We start from the raw sequence: 17,399 nt of genomic DNA, 5'->3' as shown, positions 1-17,399 counted from the left end.
CACGCTCGGACCGGTTCAGAAAGGCCCTCGATGCGCTACGACCGCACCCAGACCGCAGCCTTCGTGGCAGCAGGCGATCTCAAAATCCCGCTGCACACGCTTACCTTCCCCGTCTCCTGGCGCCGCCCCATCCTCGATCTGTACACCGCCGGTTGGCGCGCGGAATCACGCGCGCGTGCCCAGCAGGTGCCGATCGGGCGCCTCAACGCGCTGATGCGCACCGTCGCCCCCGATCTGGTATCCACCGCGACCCGGGCCAACCTCGACGAGGGGAACCCCTGGTTGTTCGCGGCGAAGCCGTTCCCGCCGGCGATCATGCGGACTTTCATCAACGCCTGGCTTTACGACCTGCCCACCACCGACGACGGCAAAGCGCTCGTCCTTCCGACAATCACCAAACTCGGCTCCGGCCCCTTGCAATGGACGCAGAAGATCGTCGACCTGCTCGCCCACGAGCTATCCGATGGCAACACCGCCGTGCCGGAGCCTCATCTATTCAGCCTGCTGCCTGACTACGCCGCAGCTAAAATCGCCGGCCAGCCCTACCAGCACGGCAGCAGATCCATACGGTTCAGGCAGGTCGCGGCCAATCCTGCCAACGGCTACGCCGAACTCGTCTCCTGGCCGCCGCTGGAACACCACACCGGCAAAGGCAGCAACACCCGGACCTGGTACTACAGCGCCACGATCAAGATCGCACTGCGTACAAAGGCGTTCGACCCCACCCTGCGGCTACACGTCGACACCGGCATCCGCCGCTGGACCAGCGGCGAGCTGCACACCAAGGGCCGCTGGGGAGCTTCTACCCTCCTACAGTCGACCAGCCCCTTCGTAGCCGACGCACCGACATCGCAGAGATTCGCGGTCGCTCACCTGATCTGGGACCGAGACACCCGAGAAATGGGTTGGCGCAACGGCGGCACCGAACAGATCCTCAACCGGATCGGCGCCGTGGAAAATCTTCCAGCTGCCGAGCAGCTCGCCGGTAAGTCAGACGCCTGGATCTTCGGCCGAGATGGCGTCACTGCCGCCGTCACCTACCACACCACCATGCGCGGCGCCGACCACCAGGTCGGCATGGGCATCATGCCAGCCGAACGCAGCCGCCTCATCCGCTGGATCGGCCAGTGCCTGCAGCCCGACTTCGACCTCGACCAGCCCCTGACCCGCGTGCTCATCGGTGGCAAGGCGAGCCGAAGCCTCAGCAAGCTCGAAAGCGTCCCCAAGGACAAGAAGGACCAGACCGACGAGGAACGCATCCAGCTCGTTGAAAGGCAGGAAGCCGCCCACGCCGCCAACGCGGAAATCTCGAAGGCGAACGCGCTCATCCGACGCCAGCAACTGGCCGCCGCGGTCGACGGCCGGCTCTCCGTTGTGTTGCTTTATCAGGGCGATGGCAAGGGAATGCGGGACCGCCTGCTCGCTACCGTCGAACGACTACTCGACATGCCCCATCAGCAACCCACCAGCAACGACACCTGGAAATGGAAGGTCGGAGACCTCAACCTCACGATCTACGCCCGCCCCCTCGGCAGGCTCGGCGCAGCGCTCGGCGAGGGCTCCGTTCCCAGGCGCGGCCGGAAGCACGACGAAGCCGTCGACACGCACCGGAAACTCGTCGCCTCCGCGATGAAAGATTTGGCCGAGGAATTCGGTGACACCCTGCAACTAGCCCTCATCGAGCTCGACGGCGCGAAATCCTTCAACGCACGCACCACCGACCCGAAATTCGCTATCCGCATGGGCTGCGCCGACGCCGGCATGGTCAGCCAGTTCATCCGCCCCGACGAGTTTCCTGGCAAAGATCTCGACAAAGAAGAAGCAAGCAACCAACACAGGGCCGAAGCCGCCTGGGACGACTGCCTACGTCAACTCGGCATCCGATTCGTCCCGCAACATCGCCTCAAGAGCGCCATCCCCGACGACCTCGAGCAGCTCGCCTTTTGGGTCGTCAAAAGGCGCAACGACGACACCAATACTCACCAGATCTTCGTCCCGATCGCCGTCCTGATTCGGCCCGGTCAGAAGCACATCATGGGCAAAGCCGAAGGTATGGCCGACTGGGTGCCCTACCCGACCCTGCTCAAGACCCTGGCAGGCACGAACTACCGCGCTAGCCCTACTAAGGAAGACGAACAGAAGGAGCGGCTCGCTGCCTTCATCCGGGGTACCCTAACCCGGTTCCGAAACACGCAGACCCTCATCGTGACCGAAGCCCACAACATCCGGTATCGACTCACTACGGTACAGAACGCTCACATGCTGCCCGACCACCTCCAGCTCGGCGAATTGCGACCTCAGAAAATCAGCCTCTTCGGTAAGAAAATGAGGCTGGTACGGATCTGCGGCAACGATCGCCTCGAAACCCCTGACTCATGGGCTTTCGAGGGCGACAGCGTCGGCATCTCTGACGGGCTGTGGCGACACGACGACGGAACCGGAAACACCGAGCAGACGCGCGCCTACTACAGCACGGTCGACAAGCCGGCTACCCACAGCTCCATCGTCATCGACTTGGCCAAACTTACGCCTCATTACAAGGAGAACCCAGCAAAGGCCGATGCTCCCGATCCCTCAGGCGGCCGTTCTCCCGATGGAAAGTTAGAGGGTGCGAGGAACTATCTCGACCCTTCTAAAAACGCCTGGAACGCGGAACTGCTCGAGTTCGTCGTCGCCGCTCACCCCGAGGGTGAAGACCCCGCAGACTGGGCCGGGTTTCTGCACCAGCAACGCCACTGCTTTGACGACTACCGGGCCGCCCTCAGCAGGCCCTTGATCATGCACATCGCACGACTCACCAACCAATACGCCCTACCCGCCGACGACACGCTCGAAGACGACGGCGACAACATTGATGATCAACCCGAACCCGAAGGCGATGTACAGCTCACCTTCGACTTCGAGCTCTGAAGACCCCCTCAGAACGCAGGCGGACGGGCTGGACACCTCCTCACTCCGCAGGAGGTGCTCAGCCTGCCAAGCACCGACGGCCAGTGCCCTGGAGCCAGATCAGACCACCCCATCATATTTTGTCGAGCGGATCCCCGACCCCAAGCCCGGATGGAAGGACGTCCTCGATGCCACCCGGCGTGAATACCGCATCCGTCAGATCGCCGCAGTGGTCCGATCCAACCCGGCCACCGCGGTCGCGACGCTCAAGCGACTCGGCTACGAAGTCCGCAACCCAGACGGCCGCCTGCTCTCCAGCCTGCGGAAGCTCACGCACCAGCTGAGCGTGAGGTCAGGAAGTGAGGCCCTGCTCCATCGCGCCCAGGTTCGCTGCCCCCGTTTGGGCCCACCGCGTGCTTTCATAAGCCATGCAGTCGGTGCCACCTGACGTCCTCTCCCGACTCGATCTGCAAGGAGCCACACGCCGAGAGGCCAGTGCCGATGAACCGTTGATACCGTCGTCACCGGGCGCTGCCGAACTGAACGAGCGCGCTCCAGCGTTCGCGTCGTGGCTCGCCGGCCAACTCCAAGCCGGACTGACGCCTTGCCGCGGTCTGGTCGTCGCGGTCGCCAAACCCGAGACCGGCAGCAGGCCGGTCGCGCTCTGGGGTTTCGCCGAGCGAGTGACCTACCGGGCGTTAACCGATCTGCTCATGGCCGAGGCCAAACACGAGGTGGACCGCTCCAACGAGGGATACCGGACGTTCGCCTACGCGCCGTTGACGTACGCCGAAACTCGGGGCAACCGTGTAGACGCCAACAGCCATAGCGAGTTGTCCTGGCCGGATAACGCGGTCGTCCAGTACGTAGTGAAAGCCGACCTCGCGTCGTTCTACGACTACGTCGACCATGACATCCTCGCCCGCGAACTACTCCTCCGTACCGGGGACCACGCCACGATCGAGTGTCTGCTCGAACTCCTGCTCGAAGTCCAGCGTAGGCGCTACGGACTTCCTCAGCTGCTCGAGCCCTCGGATCGGCTCTCCGACCTGTACGCGAGCCGGGTGCTGCGCGCGCTGCGTCGTAAGCAGTGGGCTGCGTGGCGGTTCAACGACGACTTCCGAATCGCAACCGACACGTTCGAGGACGCCAAACGAGCGCTTGACGATCTGGCAGCAGCGGCCCGCGACAACGGGCTGACGCTCAACGAATCCAAGACCCGCACACCGTCGTTCCGCGCCTACTGGGAGGAGAATGAGGTACCCGAGTACGCCGATGATGACGACGACAGCGACCCGCAGTGGGCGCTCGACACGCTCAACTCGACCGTGACCCCTCGCGACCTGCCAACGAGCACGATTGCTGACCACCAGATCAACCTGCACGAGGCCGACCGTGCCGCGATCCGCGCCATCCGGGGTGCCCTGATCAGGCTGTCGGATCCCGCAGAACGACGGGCCGTCGACGTGATGCCGAAAGTGATGAATGTCGTCGCCTTCGCCGCGTCCACGACGCCGTATGTACTCCGCTATCTGAAGGCCATGGCTAACCTCGACCGTCCTGCAGTGACCCGCACAGTTACGGCGATCGCTACGGAGGTCAGCCTCAGCGACTGGCAGCGGCTCTACCTGCTCCGCGCTATCCGCGAACTCGGCCTGATGGACGTCGAACCTTTCACCGCTTGGATAATGGCCAACCGTGCGCAACGGTACGAGCCTGTCGTACGCGCCGAGGCCGCACTTGCCCTCGCAGACGCGAACAAGATCGAGCCGCAGGAGGTCGTCCGCGCCCTCGACGAGGAGCCGTCGTCATTGGCAACTTGGTACCTGGTTGCGCTACGACGCCTGCACCACCACGGGGCTGTATCGCAGGAAACCAACGATGCCGTGCGGGATGAGAGCGGCCTATATGCGACAATCCTGGCGCGGTCATGACACCAGAGCCCGTAACACTCAAGGTCACCGAAGACGCTCTCGAAGAGCTGATCACCACCTACGCACGACACACCGCCACAGCAGCCGGCCGTTCACGTGACCGGCCCCGCCATCGCGTCAACCTCGATAGTGACGCTGCGTCAGCCGACCGTGCTGCCTGCTGGCTCCGGATGGTCAGCATCGTCGAGATCTACACCGAGGCTCTCCTGACACATCTCGCCGGTGAGGCTCCTGGCCGAGCACCCGGCGGCTGGAGCGACGTCATCGGTCTCCTGCGGCGGCGGCACAACATCGACGTGGCTGACCTCTCAGCATGGGAAAGCCTCGAGGCATGCTTTCTCGTCCGCAATGCAGTCGCTCATGGTCTCGGACGCTTCACAGCAAAGCAGCTCGAGAGAGAGACTCCCCGCAAGATGCGCGTCATCGGCGTGCCAGTACGCGACGGCATGGTCGTTATCACCGCGACCTCCCTTGCCCACTGTTTCGAAACCTGTCGCGAATTCATCACCAAGCTGAACACGCACCCTCAGGTCACCGCCGAGGTGATCACCGCGCCCGCCGCCACAGACGCCTGGGCCGAACACTGAACGGACAACGGCACGATGCCGAGTGGCGCCGAGGCCTCGCCGCCGCACAACTCTCCACGTGAGCGGGAGGGCGCGGATCGCGGAATGTCCGCCGCGGACGATGGAACGTCTGCCATCTGGACTCATCTGCCGGCGCCTGCGGTAACTTTAGTCAGGCCCGGTTTCCGCGCCTGCTCGCCACCCCGTAACTGACTCGATCGCCGCACAGCAGAGTGTGGCTCTGCCTGACACCGCCGCTGCGACTCGTTCAGTCGACCGCTCCACTTTTTCCCCGTCCGGGGAAGGCTGGACGGCCTGCGAATGCTCGACAAGGAGATTCGCTGCAAGCTCCGATCACTCCAGCGAGAAGCCCCATTCATCCCACGACCATGGCCACGGTGCATCGGAATCTTCGTTGACTGGCGCCGAGAGGACTACCGCCTCAGTCTCCGGGGTGAGGCCGGTTGGACGTACTGGGGCCTCCCCACCGAACTCGCGGGAGAAGATTTTCGCCAGACGGAAGTAATCAGCGAACGGCCGAACCTGAGGATCCTCCCATCCGAGCCTGATCAGGAGGTAGGCGAGCAGCGATCCAACCGCCGGCCTGCTGGTGTCAGGGAAGAAAGATCCGACGAAACAATGCAATGGTTCAGGCACTTCACTAAGTTCGCCACCCAGCTTCTGCCAAATTGCCGCTGCCATACGTGTAAGGCGCGTCGACTTCAATGCTACGCATGTGTTGGCGACGCAAACTAGGTCGAGGAACTCTCGCGCGTGCAAGGCGTGCTGCCGGGTGCCCGTCACCACATATTCATTGATTTTCTCGACGGCGACGTGGTCACTGGACCATCCGTGAGCGTGCGCCAGTACGCCGTATACGATCGGGCTGACAAGCTCTTTGTAAGGCTTCCTTGACGCGGAGCCGCCATACGTGCGATCTCTGCTGCCGTCTGGGTTGCTTCCTTGATATGTGCAGCCGTCAAGGTGAGCTTGCATTCGAAGGCTGCCGCTACGCCGGAGGTCACGTACAGCTTCTTGTCGAGCAGCTTGCTGGGATAGCCCGGACGGAGTACGACCACGTCCACCTGCCTGCTCGCGGCTCCATCATGAGCGAGTATGCGACCCTTCGTGCGTACCTGGTAGCTGCTCGGCAGCCATTCGCGCAGCAACCGAGCCCAGTTCTCCTCTCCCTCGTCACCGGCCGTCCCTGGATCCTCCGTGGCGCGTTGCCGGATGCGTTCGTACTCGCTCGCCATCTCGCTAGTGGTTTGCTCGATCCAGGTGTCGAGCTCGTGTGGGCGGTGGGGGTTGGTCACGGAGAAAGGGTCTCAGTCTCCGCGTGGGACGGCCAGTTGCTATTGGCCGTCAGGGCGGGTAAGGCCTTCTACTTGGCGATACGGCCGAGCTGATTGACAGCAACACTGACAGCAACGGCCCCGGACCATGAGGCACGGTTACAGATCTTGAAAGGCGCCGGTCGCCGACGGCCGGCCGGGCCGCCAGGTTCGTCCACTGTGGCTCGGCGATTCGGCGTGATCTTCGCCGTTGATCTTTGTAGGCCGGGGTGATGAGGTATTCCGACGGAGGTGGGTTGTCCGCGCGAGGGCGGGCCAAGCGTGAGGCGGTGCGGCGGCAGGCGGCGGGGCGGTTCGCTGCGGGGGTGTCGGTGCCGGAGGTCGCGGCCAGGCTGCGGGTGTCGCAGACTGCGGTGTACGGGTGGCGTATGCGGTGGCGGGCCGGTGGCGAAGACGCCCTCGCGTCGAAAGTGCCTGGTGGATCTCGCTGCCGGCTGGATGAGGCTCGGCTGCGGCGGCTGGCTGACGCGTTGGATGAGGGGGCCGGCGGCGCACGGCTTCGGCGATGATCAGAACCCTGGTTCGGGTGTCGGATCTGATCGTCCGGATGTTCCGTACCCGCTACACGCTGCGCGGCACGTCGTACCTGCTGCACCGCATCGGCTGGTCGGTGCAGGTCCCGTCGCATCGGCCCGTCGAACGCGACGAGGCCGCGGTCGCGACGTGGCGGCGGGAGGTGTGGCCGGCGGGAAAACGGTAGCGGCGCAGCGCGACGCGTGGATCTGCTTCGAGGACGAGGCCGGTCAGACGCTGCGCCCACCGAAGGCCCACACCTGGGGCCGACGCGGCCACACTCCACGGATCCCGGTGGCGGGCAAGGGATCCGGACGAGTCTCGACCGCCGGCTTGGCCTGCTACAAACCCGGCCAGCGTCCCCGGCTGATCTACCGCACCATCACCCACCGCGGCTGCAAGAACGAACGACGCAGCTTCGGCGAACGTGACTACATCAGCCTGCTCGACGCCCACCAGCAGCTGCGCGGGCCGATCGTGCTCGTCTGGGGCAGCCTCAACACCCACATCAGCCCCGCCATACGGCAGATGATCTCCGCCCGAGACTGGCTGACCGTGATCCGCCTGCCCGCCTACGCCCCGACCTCAACCCCACCGAGCAGGTCTGGTCCCACCTCAAACGCAGCATCGGAAACCTCGCCGTCCGCGGCGTCGACCCGGCAAACCGGGGAACCTCAGCTCGTGACCGTGCCGGCCTTCAGGCGGTGCCAGATCGAACGAGGGGCTAAGCGAAACTGCGGGCTGGCCCGAGGGAATCGGTGCCGCTAGCAGTGCATTGTTAAGTCGCCGCGGTGTGTCGCTTGTGTGAGCGTGGTGGCGGTGTCTTGGCTGCGGCTGTGGATGAGCGGGAACTCGCGCGGATGCGGGGGCGGTTAGAGGATTTCGCGGCGGGAGTGTTCGCGGGGTTACGGCGGTCGCATCAGGGGCGACTCGACGTCGATCGCGCCGGGCGGACCGAGGACGAGCAGCATCGGCACGCAGGGCGTTAAGGGCGTGCCCGCAGCGTCGGCGTTTCGCCGCAGCCGGTTTCTGTGGATTGGATGATCAAAGATCTCTGATGCCGTCGACTGCATTCCGCAGATCCTGGGCTGCGAGGAGGTCACGTGTCGCGCGCCAGGCGATGGCCAGTTCTCCGCCGAGTATCTCGGTGAGGCGTTGTAGCGCTGGTTGGTTCGCGAGGAGGAGCCAGCCTTCTGCCACGTCTTGCCGTCCGGTGTAGCCGGTGGAGTCTCGCCAGCCGGATCGCCACCAAACGGTCTTCACAACCGGTTGGCTGCCAGCGTCGTACCAGTCGAGGGGCCATTGGGTGCCGGTGTGCCAGCCGCAGAGTCTGCCTATGTGGGGATGCAGGCCGAGCCATTCGTTGGGTCCACGGTAGCTCCAGTCCTGATGTTGAATCAGAATGACCGGATCTGGCGGCATCGTCGTGTCGGCCAGGGTGCGCAGCTGCCGCCGGTGATACCAGGACGGGAGATCGTCGCGTGAAAGCCGGTCTCGGCGCCCCAGGCCTTGGATGCGCACTTCTCGGGGGTACTTGTCTTCTGTTCGCCGAATCTCGGTGTGTTCGCCAATCACTTTCCACCCGTCCGGGAAGTTGCTCGCGAGCCGATGGCCGACGTCCCGTACGCCGGCGATCCAGTCTTCCGGCTTCGTCCAGGCGTCGGAGTCCTCGGGCACGGGCCGGACCTGCGGGGGTTGCGGTTGGGGATGTGCGGCGATGACCGTGGGGTCGTATCCCGGTCCGGTGGACAGGAACACAGCCAGGTCCGCCGGCAGCAGGCGCGCGTCGGCGAGTTCGGCGGCAACTCGGGCCACTGCCTGTTCCCATAGCCGGATGGAGGGCTTCTGGAAGCTCCACCCGAGGCGTGAATAGGGCGCGGTGTCGCTCTTGTCGCTCACTTGCTGGTTGCCGGCCAGGGAGCGTGCGATCACCGCCACCCGCGCGTTAATGACTGCCAGGTCGACACCGGCGGCCCGGGCGAGGCCAGCCAGTTGGGTTTCGCCTTTGGCGAGCAAAATGTCGAGGTCGTCTCGGCCGACGGGCTGACTGCCTCCGGCATTCGCCAGCGTGGGCGGTGGGGGTAGGGCGAGGCGGTAAACCGCCGGTAGTTCGCGTTCGGTACGCTCCTCCAGCGGCCCTACGTGACGTTGGTAAAGGTCGCGGGCAGCCAGTCGGAGTGCAAGGTTGTCGTGTGCGAGCAGTCCGGTGAGATTTTGCAGAACGGACTGGTCCACGGTGGTGCCTGACGTGGCGGCCGCGTCGATGACGGACAGCGCTCTGAAGGTGAGCTCCTCGTCCGCTGCGTCAAGGATCCCAGCGAGGACTGTAGAGGCGTGGGCATCGCCGGTCCGTAGCGCGGCCAGGAGTGTTTGCTGTGCGGCGTCGACGGCGAGGCGGTGTGGTGAGGCGAGCAGGTCGCCAGCCGCTGCGGCGATTGTGGCGGGCGCATCAAGGCTAGCGTCACGGGGGTTGACGGCGGGCTGCTGTGCGGGTTCGCGGAGCAGGACCTTGAGGTATTGCTCGACGTAGGATCCGAGCTGGTCGCGGTCGTCGATGCCGAACAGGTCGAGGTAGCGGTTCAGGTCGAAGATCATCTGCGGCAGGATGTGCCTGCTTGAGGCGGCGTCGGCAGCGAGTCGCCGGTAGGCCAGCGCGCGGGTCGGCTGGGGATCCATCTCGTACAGCGTCTGGAAGGCGGCCAGTAGTGAGCCGCCGTCCCAGTGGACGGGCCAACTCATTGGCTCGCTCGCCTGGATGATGCTCTCGGCGATCCGGTGCGCAACGTCTGCGGCGCCGAGGTCGGCGGCGCGTCGGGCGAGCCGTCGCCGAACTGACAGGGTAGAGCTTCTCGCGGGGAAGAGTTGGTCGAGCTGGCGGATGTCGTCGATCGACAGCCGCTGCGCAACCAGGTCCACAGCCTCGTCCCACGGGGTATTCCATGCCTCGCCCGCACTGCCCTGGCGGGCGGCCTCAATGATCGATTGTACGGTGCGGTGGCTGGCCAGAAACTGGTCGGCTTCCTCCTCGCCCGTTCCGCGCCGGCGTGACCGGGGTGGGCGGAACTCGGGATGGAGCTGGTCCGGCAGGCCCACGGCGGTCATCGGGATCGCGTTGTGCGCAGCGATGTCGGCGATCATGTGCTGCCATGCCGGACGAAGGGCGGTCGAACACGCTGTCTGGGTTCGCTCGCTCAGGGCGGCCAGGCGGTGGGAAAGCCAGGCTGCGCCGTTGACGGTTACGGCGATATTCGCCGCCGCCGTCACGAGGTTGACGGGAGGCCGGCTGAGGATAGGGATAGCCTGTTCGGCGAGGGTGATCCACCAGATCACGCCGGTGGCCTCTTCGGCGTGTGCTTGGAGCAGGCACTCGACCCGGGTTCCGAAGTCGATCACATCGTGGTGTTCAAGCCAGCGGCCGACTGACCAGGCGTGGCCGGGACGGCGTCGGCCATCTTCGACAAGCAGGTGTGACGCCGCGTCATGAGCACCCTCGGTTCGCTCACGCAGGTCGGGCAAGGTACCGGCAAGCCATCGGCTCAGGTGTTCGCCGTCCGGCCCGTCGAGGCGGGGGCCGAGAAGTTTGATCCAGGCCGACAGCTGGAGGTCCTTGCTGTGGTAGACCGTGAGACCTTCGCCGACGGCTCGGCGGAGCAGTCGGATCGTGTCGTTGTCTCGTCCGAGGTTGTGCATGAGTGCAGCGAGACGCACGAGCATCGTCGCCTGGTCAGCGTCGTCGGGCGAGTCGGCAAGCATCCGGTCGACGCGGTCCAGCAGGTGGCCGATCTCGGCGTCGGTCACGAACCCGGTCTTGGCCAGGGCCGGCACGACCTCGACGAACTCGTATCGCAGCAGGTCCCTATGGTCCTGCCAACGCTGCGTGTACAGATCCCAGAGGGCACGGACGTGGTCTCTGCCGTAGGCGCTGGCTGCCCCGACCAGCTGGACCAGCAGGTGGCTGCGCACCTGACCGATCTTGTATCGGGTGTGGTGGTCAGTGCGGCTGAGGGTCTGGATACGTTGCAGGATCGGTCGCACTCTGGCGATGAACTGGTGCCCGGCGAGCCTCCCGCCCGCCCATGCCGCCCCTTCGAGTTGGGCAACAGCGACCACCAGCCTGGCGACGTGGACGTAGCCCCACTCGTGGGCGATGGTAGTGATGATCAGGTCTTCAGGATCTGGTGTCTGTCCGCGCGCGGCCAAAAGCCGGTTGAAGCGGTAGAGCTGTTCCTGGTCACGCCACAGTTCTCGTGGGTCCGTGGGTAGGGGCGGCTGGCCGAGGCCGGCGATCCAGTTCCGTGCGAGATCGCGCAGACCGGCCTTCCACAGGCCTTCGCCGACGAGGACTCGGTGTTCGTCATCAAGATCGGTGGGCTGGAACCGCTCGGTAATCCGGGTGACCGTCGCGGCCGCGCGGTCGCGCTGGTGTGCCCACCGCCATGAGAGGGCCCTGATCCACATGGCCCGGTCGTCGGGATCTGACACGTCGAAATGCCCAAGCAGGTCGTCGGCCTCTGCCTCGCGGCCTGCCCGGTCGAGTTCATCGATGGCGCAGCCGAGCATCCCGCGTCGCGCCGCTGCTGTCGGGTCTGTCTCGTCGGCCGACGAGGACTGCGACAGTCGTAGCGCGCCGACCGCGTTGACGACACTGTACGGGCCGCGGATCAGCACCGCCGCGCGCGTCCACGCATACAGCAACTGGTAAGGGTTGCGTGCCGTCGCCAGCTCGGCGGGGCGGTGGAGCAGCTCGAGCGGCTCGTTGGCCTCGAACACCCTCGCCGCGTCGGTGAAGTGCCCACGGCGGTACAGCAGCCGGGCGATCCGTAGTCGCGTGGTGCGGTCGTCATCGATGCCGTACTGCGGTGCTGCGGTTTCCATGTACTCGATGGCGGTCTGCACCTGGTTGGTCAGGACCAGCAGCCTGAGAAACGGCTCCCGCTCGGGCATCAGGATGTCACGCTGGTTCTGCTCCGCCGCCGCGATCACCAGCCGCACCAACGCCATTGAATCGTTGTGCTCGGCGAGGGATCTCGCGGCGAGGCGAATGTCCTCGCCGACCGCCTCCACCGGCCGTAGGTGCTGGTACTGCACCCTGAAGAACTCCGGCGTCCCGGCCTCTAGGACGCCCTGATGGTCCTGGGCCGCGGCCAGGTGATACAGCAGTTCCCACGCCTGGGGCCTCGGCCCATCTGTGGTCCGACACATTGCCGCGAGTTCACGGTGAAAGCGGCGATCCTCGTCCGGCTCGAACTGTCCGGCGATGCGCGCGGTTCGGTCGGCGAGAAACAGCCGGAAGGACTCGTGGAAGAAGTACCAGCGCTCACCCTCCCGACGGAACAGGTGTGCGGCGCGTTCTCGCAGCCTGCGTATCACATCCGGCCGCTGACCGTGCTGTTGCAGCCATCGGAAGTCGATGGCCGTACGCACGCGGCAGGCCAAGGCCGCGAGTCCGACAACGTCATGATCGTTCTCCAGGGCCGCCCACAGCCGGCCGTACAGCACCGCCACATCGCCGCCAACCTCGTGCGCGGCTGCCAACCAGACGGCCCGCTGATCATCGGGTAGATCGCGCAGTTCCTGGAGCAGATAGGTGAGGATCAACGGATGCCCATGGGTGACCCGCCAGAGCCGATCCGCATCGACTTGGAGCTCCCACGCCTCTGCGAGCCGGCCCACCGACACGCGGCTAAGACCGGCCATGCTGATCACCCGGCCTACGTCGGCAAGCTGTGTGCGTATGTCCGCGTGCAGCATCGACACGGACTGACCACCCACCACGATCGTCACACCGTCGGGCAGCGCCTCCGGACGGGGCAGATACCGCAGCAGCGACCCGTCGACGCCACGCTCACGCTCGACGTGGTCGAGGCCGTCAATGACGATCACTGCATGGTCGCCGGACTCCTGGAAACGCTCGCCCAACTGTAGGAGCTTGGCCTCCAGCCGTGCGGTCAATGACGGCACGTCGAAGTCGACCGGCACCGGTCCACGGGGCAGACCCGCACGTTCCAGATTCAGCACCAGATCGTGGAGAAATGTGCTCGCTTCAAGGCTTGTCCCGCCGATGTCTAACCGGCCGGGTACGTAGGCGTAGTAGCGGGCCACCACGTCCTCACGCCCGGCGAGCGTCCGTGACAGCAGCGTCGATTTCCCGGATCCAGCGCTTCCCACCACCGCGATATAACCAGTGGTGAACTCATCGAGCGCGGCCCCGAGGGCGGCCACCGTCGTCTCGACTGGCTCATAGTGTTGGGGCAGCGGAAACTCCTGCATCGAGCGCAGATCGAGGCGCTGCCGCCACGCGCCACCGAGGTGATCGACAAGGACCTCCTTGTCGATCTTCGTCAGGCGGCGGGGGTCGGTCGCGAGACGCAGCAGACACCCCATGACATCACGAAGATCACGTCTGTACGCGGCGCCGTCACGGCCGGGAATATCGGTCTCGCTTGGTATACGCTCGCCAAGCTCAACGCGAACCAGACGAAACTCCGCCAGTAGAGTGACCTCGTCAACGCCGCACGCCTCGGACAGCTCGGTCCACAGCCAACGCCATCGCGACGGAATGTCGTCAGGTGTCCCGAAGGCCCCGTCGGTGGCCGGCGTCAGCAGCTCACCAACGGCCGCCGCAGGGCTCACACTCTCCGGTCCGCCCTGCATCGCCGCACGCGATCCCACAAGGTTGCTGTACAGGTGGGCGAACACCGACCGATCAGGATGCGACGCTGCCATCGTCCGACGATCACTGACTAGATCGACGAGGTAATCTCTCAGCTCGCCCACGCGATCTGGCCACCAGCCTGCGACCACTTGAACTGATAGGCGTCGAGCCGCCGCAAGCTAGCCAGTTGAAAGTCGTCCAGCCGCCCGGCAGTAGGATCAAGAATCGCCAGCCACTCGAGCGTCTCATCGGACAGCGCCTTGACCACCAGACCAGCCGCGATCTCGTACTGAGGCACATAACCGGCCAGCGCACTCCGCTCGCCAAGGGCAGCGGGACGGTCGAAGGACACATCCTCGACATCGGTCACCTCTGTCCCTCCGTCCGGCCTACAGCGGCGCCTGGATCCGCTTGAATCGAGATGTTAGAGGCTTTCTCCGTCGTCGCGTCGACCTCGACGAGGAGTTCGCCAAGTCAGCCGATCTTCTGGTCGGCGCCGACAGTCGTCCTCACCGCCTCGGCGAGATTGAGGCTCGGGCGGCGCCGACCAGGAGAGCGCGGCCAAGGATGTGGAGATCCTCGTCTTATGACAGAACGGGATCTTGCTCCGGCAGAATTCGAAGCCACGACTGGACTGGACAGACCGAGCGCTGCTCGCCGCCCTGATCAGACTTCTACCCCGTCCCGGAACGTCCTCCGGGTGAGGCCCAGAACAGCCTTCGTCGCGGCTGCAGTTCCCACCTTCTGCGCGAGGAGCAGATCCAGACCAGGCACGACGAGATCATGCCAGATCTAGGTCTCGTTGGGCCGCCTCTGTGTCCTCGGCCGACCCAACAACCCGATCTTCCAGCCTGCCGCCCTGTGCTGGATCACCGGTTCTGTGCCATACCAGAACTCGCTCAGCGGTGTTGAACTGGTGTATCGACGATCAGTTCAGGTTGCCCGGCTGTACTCGTTGATCACCCCGTTGAGGCGGCGTCGGCGGCGTATGGGCTGGCCTATGGGGCGGTGGCGGGAAGCCTGTAGCCGACCGAAAGGACGACAGGCGGCACGGGTGCCTCGCCGAGGTGCAAGGCATCCCTGCCTCCCGTTCGGGTGCTTCCGGCGATGGTCAGTCGAAGATCTGAGTCACCTTGACGGTGATACGCCGGGGGTAGCTGTCGACGACGAGGTACCAGTAGTCGTCGTAGGGCACCTCCAGGTCGACGGGGCTAATGTCGTAGAAGCCACCGACGTACTCGTACTCGTCGCCGTCGAGATACGCCTGAAACGAGTCGGCGTCCATGAGGCAGACCCGGGCGGTCGAGCCGCGAATCTCCACCTCGAACATGCCTCCGCCCGCGCAAGCGCCGAGGTTCCAGTACAGGTGCTCCACACGCTATGTGTAGCGGACGGTGCCACTGAGTGGAAGTCGCTGAAACTCGACTCGCCGGGGTCGGCCCGGTCAGTGGTCCGGTGGCAGGACTAGGTCCAGGAACTCGGCGTAGGCGTTCTCGTCGGCCAGCTTGCCGTCGAGGGCGAGTGCTTGGCGCAGGGAGAAGCCGGTGACCGCCGGCGGTATGTTCAGGGCACGGTCGGCCTCGCCGACGATCTCTGCGACGACGGCTCGGGCCTGCTCCGGCTTGTGCTGGATGAGCCAGTCGAGCGTCCGGGTGATCGCGTGATTGATCGGGTAGCTGACCTCCTCGTTGCCCTCTGTGCGTTGCCAGTCGGCGAGCTCGAACAGCACAGCGGCGCGGATCGTCGCGCCAAGGTCGTTCAGGGGGACGATCCGGTCGAGGCTGGCGGCTGCCGTCCAGGCGACGTCGTGGGCGACCTCGCGCACAGCGGCCTTGGTGCGCCAGCGCAGCGCGAACCGCTTGCGGTTGCTGTCGCGGTCCCACAGGTCGATGGAGAAGGCGTTGGTGAAGTAGTCCCACAGCCGGGCCACGCCGACCGACAGGTTGTCATGGTCACGGTCGGCCATGGTGCGGGCGACGCCGTCGCGGGAGCGGCGGCGGGTTTCGGCCCAGTCCTCGGCGACCGGGCGCGACCACATGCTCCGCCCGCCGACGATGGCCTGCGGTAGTGGTACCTCGCTCTCGCCGCGGGCCTGATAGGCGCGCAGGGTGCTGGCGCCGATTCCAGCGACCTCGGCCAGCTCGGCCACGCCGAGCAGTTGGTCCGCGGCGAGTTCCGGGGCGGTCAGGTGCACCACGCAGCCGGCCAGGTGCCGGCCGTCGCTGTGCCGGGCCGCCCAGAGTGCGAAGTCATCACGCCAGTGGCGCGACCCGGCCGGCCGCAAAGTGTCCAGGTCGAGATCGGCGATCGCCCACAGGACGCCCTTTCCCGGGTCGCCCTGCGGTTGGTCGGCGGCGCTGATGGTCAACGCAGCCGGGACCGGCCGGTTGACGTAGACCTCCCGAGCTTGGTCAAACACCTGCGATGGCCGGTACCACGTCGCACCGTCCCACCAATAGCCGCCGGCACGAAACAGCAGCGCCTGGCCCTCGTACGACATGTACGCGCTGGCGACATCCTCGTCGCGGTACAACACCACCGACCTGCCGTGCTCGGGGTGCCACCGCACCACCCAGCCCAGGTCCGGCCGCAACGCGTCGGTGGTGAACGCGACCCAACCACCGTCCTTACACGGATCCGTGCGACCCCACGTCCCACCGCCGGGCTTACGGCCGCTCGCCTCGATCGCGCCCGGGTCGTGTATCGGCAGGTGGGAGTCATCGACGAACGGCAGGTCAGGAATCGGGTGATCCGTTCGCAACCCGTTCCCCACCGCCACGTACTGGTACGACAGCGCCAAACCTCAACCCTCCGAGCATTAGTGCTGTAACTATCTACAGCATAGCCGATGAAGGGTGGCAACGCTCCAAGCCTTCACAATCGACAAATCGGCATGCGGCTGATCAAGCGGCTGGCGCGCCGGGCCGGGTTCGCCCCGGCGAACGCGCTGAGCCCGCACTCGCTGCGGCGCACCGCGATCACCGAGTTCCTCGCTATCAGCGGTGGTGACCTGTGCCGGGCCGAGGACTTCGCCGGTCACGCCGACACGCGGACCACGCGCGTTACGACCGGCATCGCGATCAGCTGGACAACTCGCGGGCCGGTTCGGTGCTTCCGGCGCCAAGCGGTAGCACGGTCTGATGCTCGTTCAGCTGGGTGCGACTCAGGCTGCTGCCGTCTCGATGGCGGGTAAAGCATCCTCCATCCGTCGAAACAGTCGGGCACCGTCCGGCACTTTTGCCTGCGCTCTCATCAGGTAGCTGGTCATCTTCTTCTCGCCGACGACGATGTCGGCGTAGGCGCTGGCCGTGGATAGGAAGAGGGTGTCGTTGAGATCGTTGCGGTGCCATTTGTCATCGGCGTTGGAGACTCGTAGGTGCACCAGTTCCCGGAATCGTCCGAGCATGGGAATGGCCGCGATCTCGGTCTCGGCGCGGAGGGTCCACCACTGAGCGTTTTTCATCCTCGGTAGGTCGGGTTCTCGACC

13 protein-coding genes are annotated in these 17,399 nt (G+C 65.4%); 6 read left to right on the top strand and 7 right to left on the bottom strand.

Going from position 1 to position 17,399, the window contains the following annotated elements; translation table 11 throughout:
• Nucleotides 1-30: 30 nt before the first annotated feature.
• On the top strand, nucleotides 31-2,910 hold the full coding sequence (locus Vlu01_RS00060; RefSeq protein ID WP_203990575.1) for a pPIWI_RE module domain-containing protein: 2,880 nt from the start codon (nucleotides 31-33) through the stop codon (nucleotides 2,908-2,910).
• A 112-nt stretch (nucleotides 2,911-3,022) separates the two neighbouring features.
• On the opposite strand, the gene Vlu01_RS00055 is transcribed toward Vlu01_RS00060, so the two are convergent.
• Nucleotides 3,023-3,226: a hypothetical protein gene (locus tag Vlu01_RS00055; RefSeq protein WP_203990571.1), complete on the bottom strand. Its 204-nt coding sequence runs from the start codon at nucleotides 3,224-3,226 to the stop codon at nucleotides 3,023-3,025.
• A 100-nt stretch (nucleotides 3,227-3,326) separates the two neighbouring features.
• Between Vlu01_RS00055 and Vlu01_RS00050 the strand changes: the two genes are divergently transcribed.
• Entirely contained in the window at nucleotides 3,327-4,823 is a 1,497-nt protein-coding gene (locus tag Vlu01_RS00050) for a reverse transcriptase domain-containing protein (protein ID WP_203990568.1), read from the top strand.
• Entirely contained in the window at nucleotides 4,820-5,410 is a 591-nt protein-coding gene (locus tag Vlu01_RS00045; RefSeq protein WP_203990566.1) for a hypothetical protein, read from the top strand. Before Vlu01_RS00050 ends, Vlu01_RS00045 begins: the two co-directional genes overlap by 4 nt.
• Nucleotides 5,411-6,189: 779 nt before the next feature.
• Here Vlu01_RS00045 and Vlu01_RS00040 read toward each other — a convergent pair.
• Nucleotides 6,190-6,705 carry a DUF6602 domain-containing protein gene (locus Vlu01_RS00040; protein ID WP_203990564.1) on the bottom strand — a complete coding sequence of 172 codons (516 nt, stop codon included), beginning with the start codon at nucleotides 6,703-6,705 and terminating at the stop codon, nucleotides 6,190-6,192.
• Between the two features lie 251 nt (nucleotides 6,706-6,956).
• On the opposite strand from Vlu01_RS00040, the gene Vlu01_RS27360 reads away from it, so the two are divergent.
• The 3 genes from Vlu01_RS27360 to Vlu01_RS00030 are packed head-to-tail and all read left to right on the top strand — an operon-like array spanning nucleotide 6,957 to nucleotide 8,025.
• Nucleotides 6,957-7,253: a helix-turn-helix domain-containing protein gene (locus tag Vlu01_RS27360; RefSeq protein ID WP_239095598.1), complete on the top strand. Its 297-nt coding sequence runs from the start codon at nucleotides 6,957-6,959 to the stop codon at nucleotides 7,251-7,253.
• The gene (locus Vlu01_RS27355) at nucleotides 7,250-7,444 is read left to right on the top strand and encodes a helix-turn-helix domain-containing protein (protein WP_239095597.1); all 195 of its coding nucleotides are present in this window, start codon (nucleotides 7,250-7,252) and stop codon (nucleotides 7,442-7,444) included. The genes Vlu01_RS27360 and Vlu01_RS27355 overlap by 4 nt, the downstream gene beginning before the upstream one ends.
• Nucleotides 7,423-8,025, top strand: coding sequence for a transposase (locus Vlu01_RS00030; RefSeq protein WP_239095596.1), 603 nt, complete (start codon nucleotides 7,423-7,425; stop codon nucleotides 8,023-8,025). The genes Vlu01_RS27355 and Vlu01_RS00030 overlap by 22 nt, the downstream gene beginning before the upstream one ends.
• 276 nt (nucleotides 8,026-8,301) lie before the next feature.
• Here Vlu01_RS00030 and Vlu01_RS00025 read toward each other — a convergent pair whose 3' ends face one another.
• From Vlu01_RS00025 to Vlu01_RS00005, 5 genes are all read right to left on the bottom strand, one after another.
• Entirely contained in the window at nucleotides 8,302-13,983 is a 5,682-nt protein-coding gene (locus Vlu01_RS00025; RefSeq protein ID WP_203990562.1) for an ATP-binding protein, read from the bottom strand.
• A gap of 38 nt (nucleotides 13,984-14,021) precedes the next feature.
• On the bottom strand, nucleotides 14,022-14,282 hold the full coding sequence (locus Vlu01_RS00020) for a hypothetical protein (RefSeq protein ID WP_203990560.1): 261 nt from the start codon (nucleotides 14,280-14,282) through the stop codon (nucleotides 14,022-14,024).
• Between the two features lie 741 nt (nucleotides 14,283-15,023).
• Nucleotides 15,024-15,287, bottom strand: coding sequence for a DUF1883 domain-containing protein (locus Vlu01_RS00015; protein WP_203990557.1), 264 nt, complete (start codon nucleotides 15,285-15,287; stop codon nucleotides 15,024-15,026).
• 69 nt (nucleotides 15,288-15,356) lie between these two features.
• The gene (locus Vlu01_RS00010) at nucleotides 15,357-16,712 is read right to left on the bottom strand and encodes a helix-turn-helix transcriptional regulator (RefSeq protein WP_239095595.1); all 1,356 of its coding nucleotides are present in this window, start codon (nucleotides 16,710-16,712) and stop codon (nucleotides 15,357-15,359) included.
• 363 nt (nucleotides 16,713-17,075) lie between these two features.
• The coding region (locus Vlu01_RS00005) for a hypothetical protein (RefSeq protein WP_203990554.1) at nucleotides 17,076-17,399 on the bottom strand (324 nt) is incomplete at its 5' end.

The sequence above is a fragment of the Micromonospora lutea genome, assembly GCF_016863535.1.
GTDB classification, from domain to species: domain Bacteria; phylum Actinomycetota; class Actinomycetes; order Mycobacteriales; family Micromonosporaceae; genus Micromonospora; species Micromonospora lutea.
The sequence above is the reverse complement of the archived record's forward strand: the minus strand, read 5'-3'. Positions and strand labels throughout refer to the sequence as shown.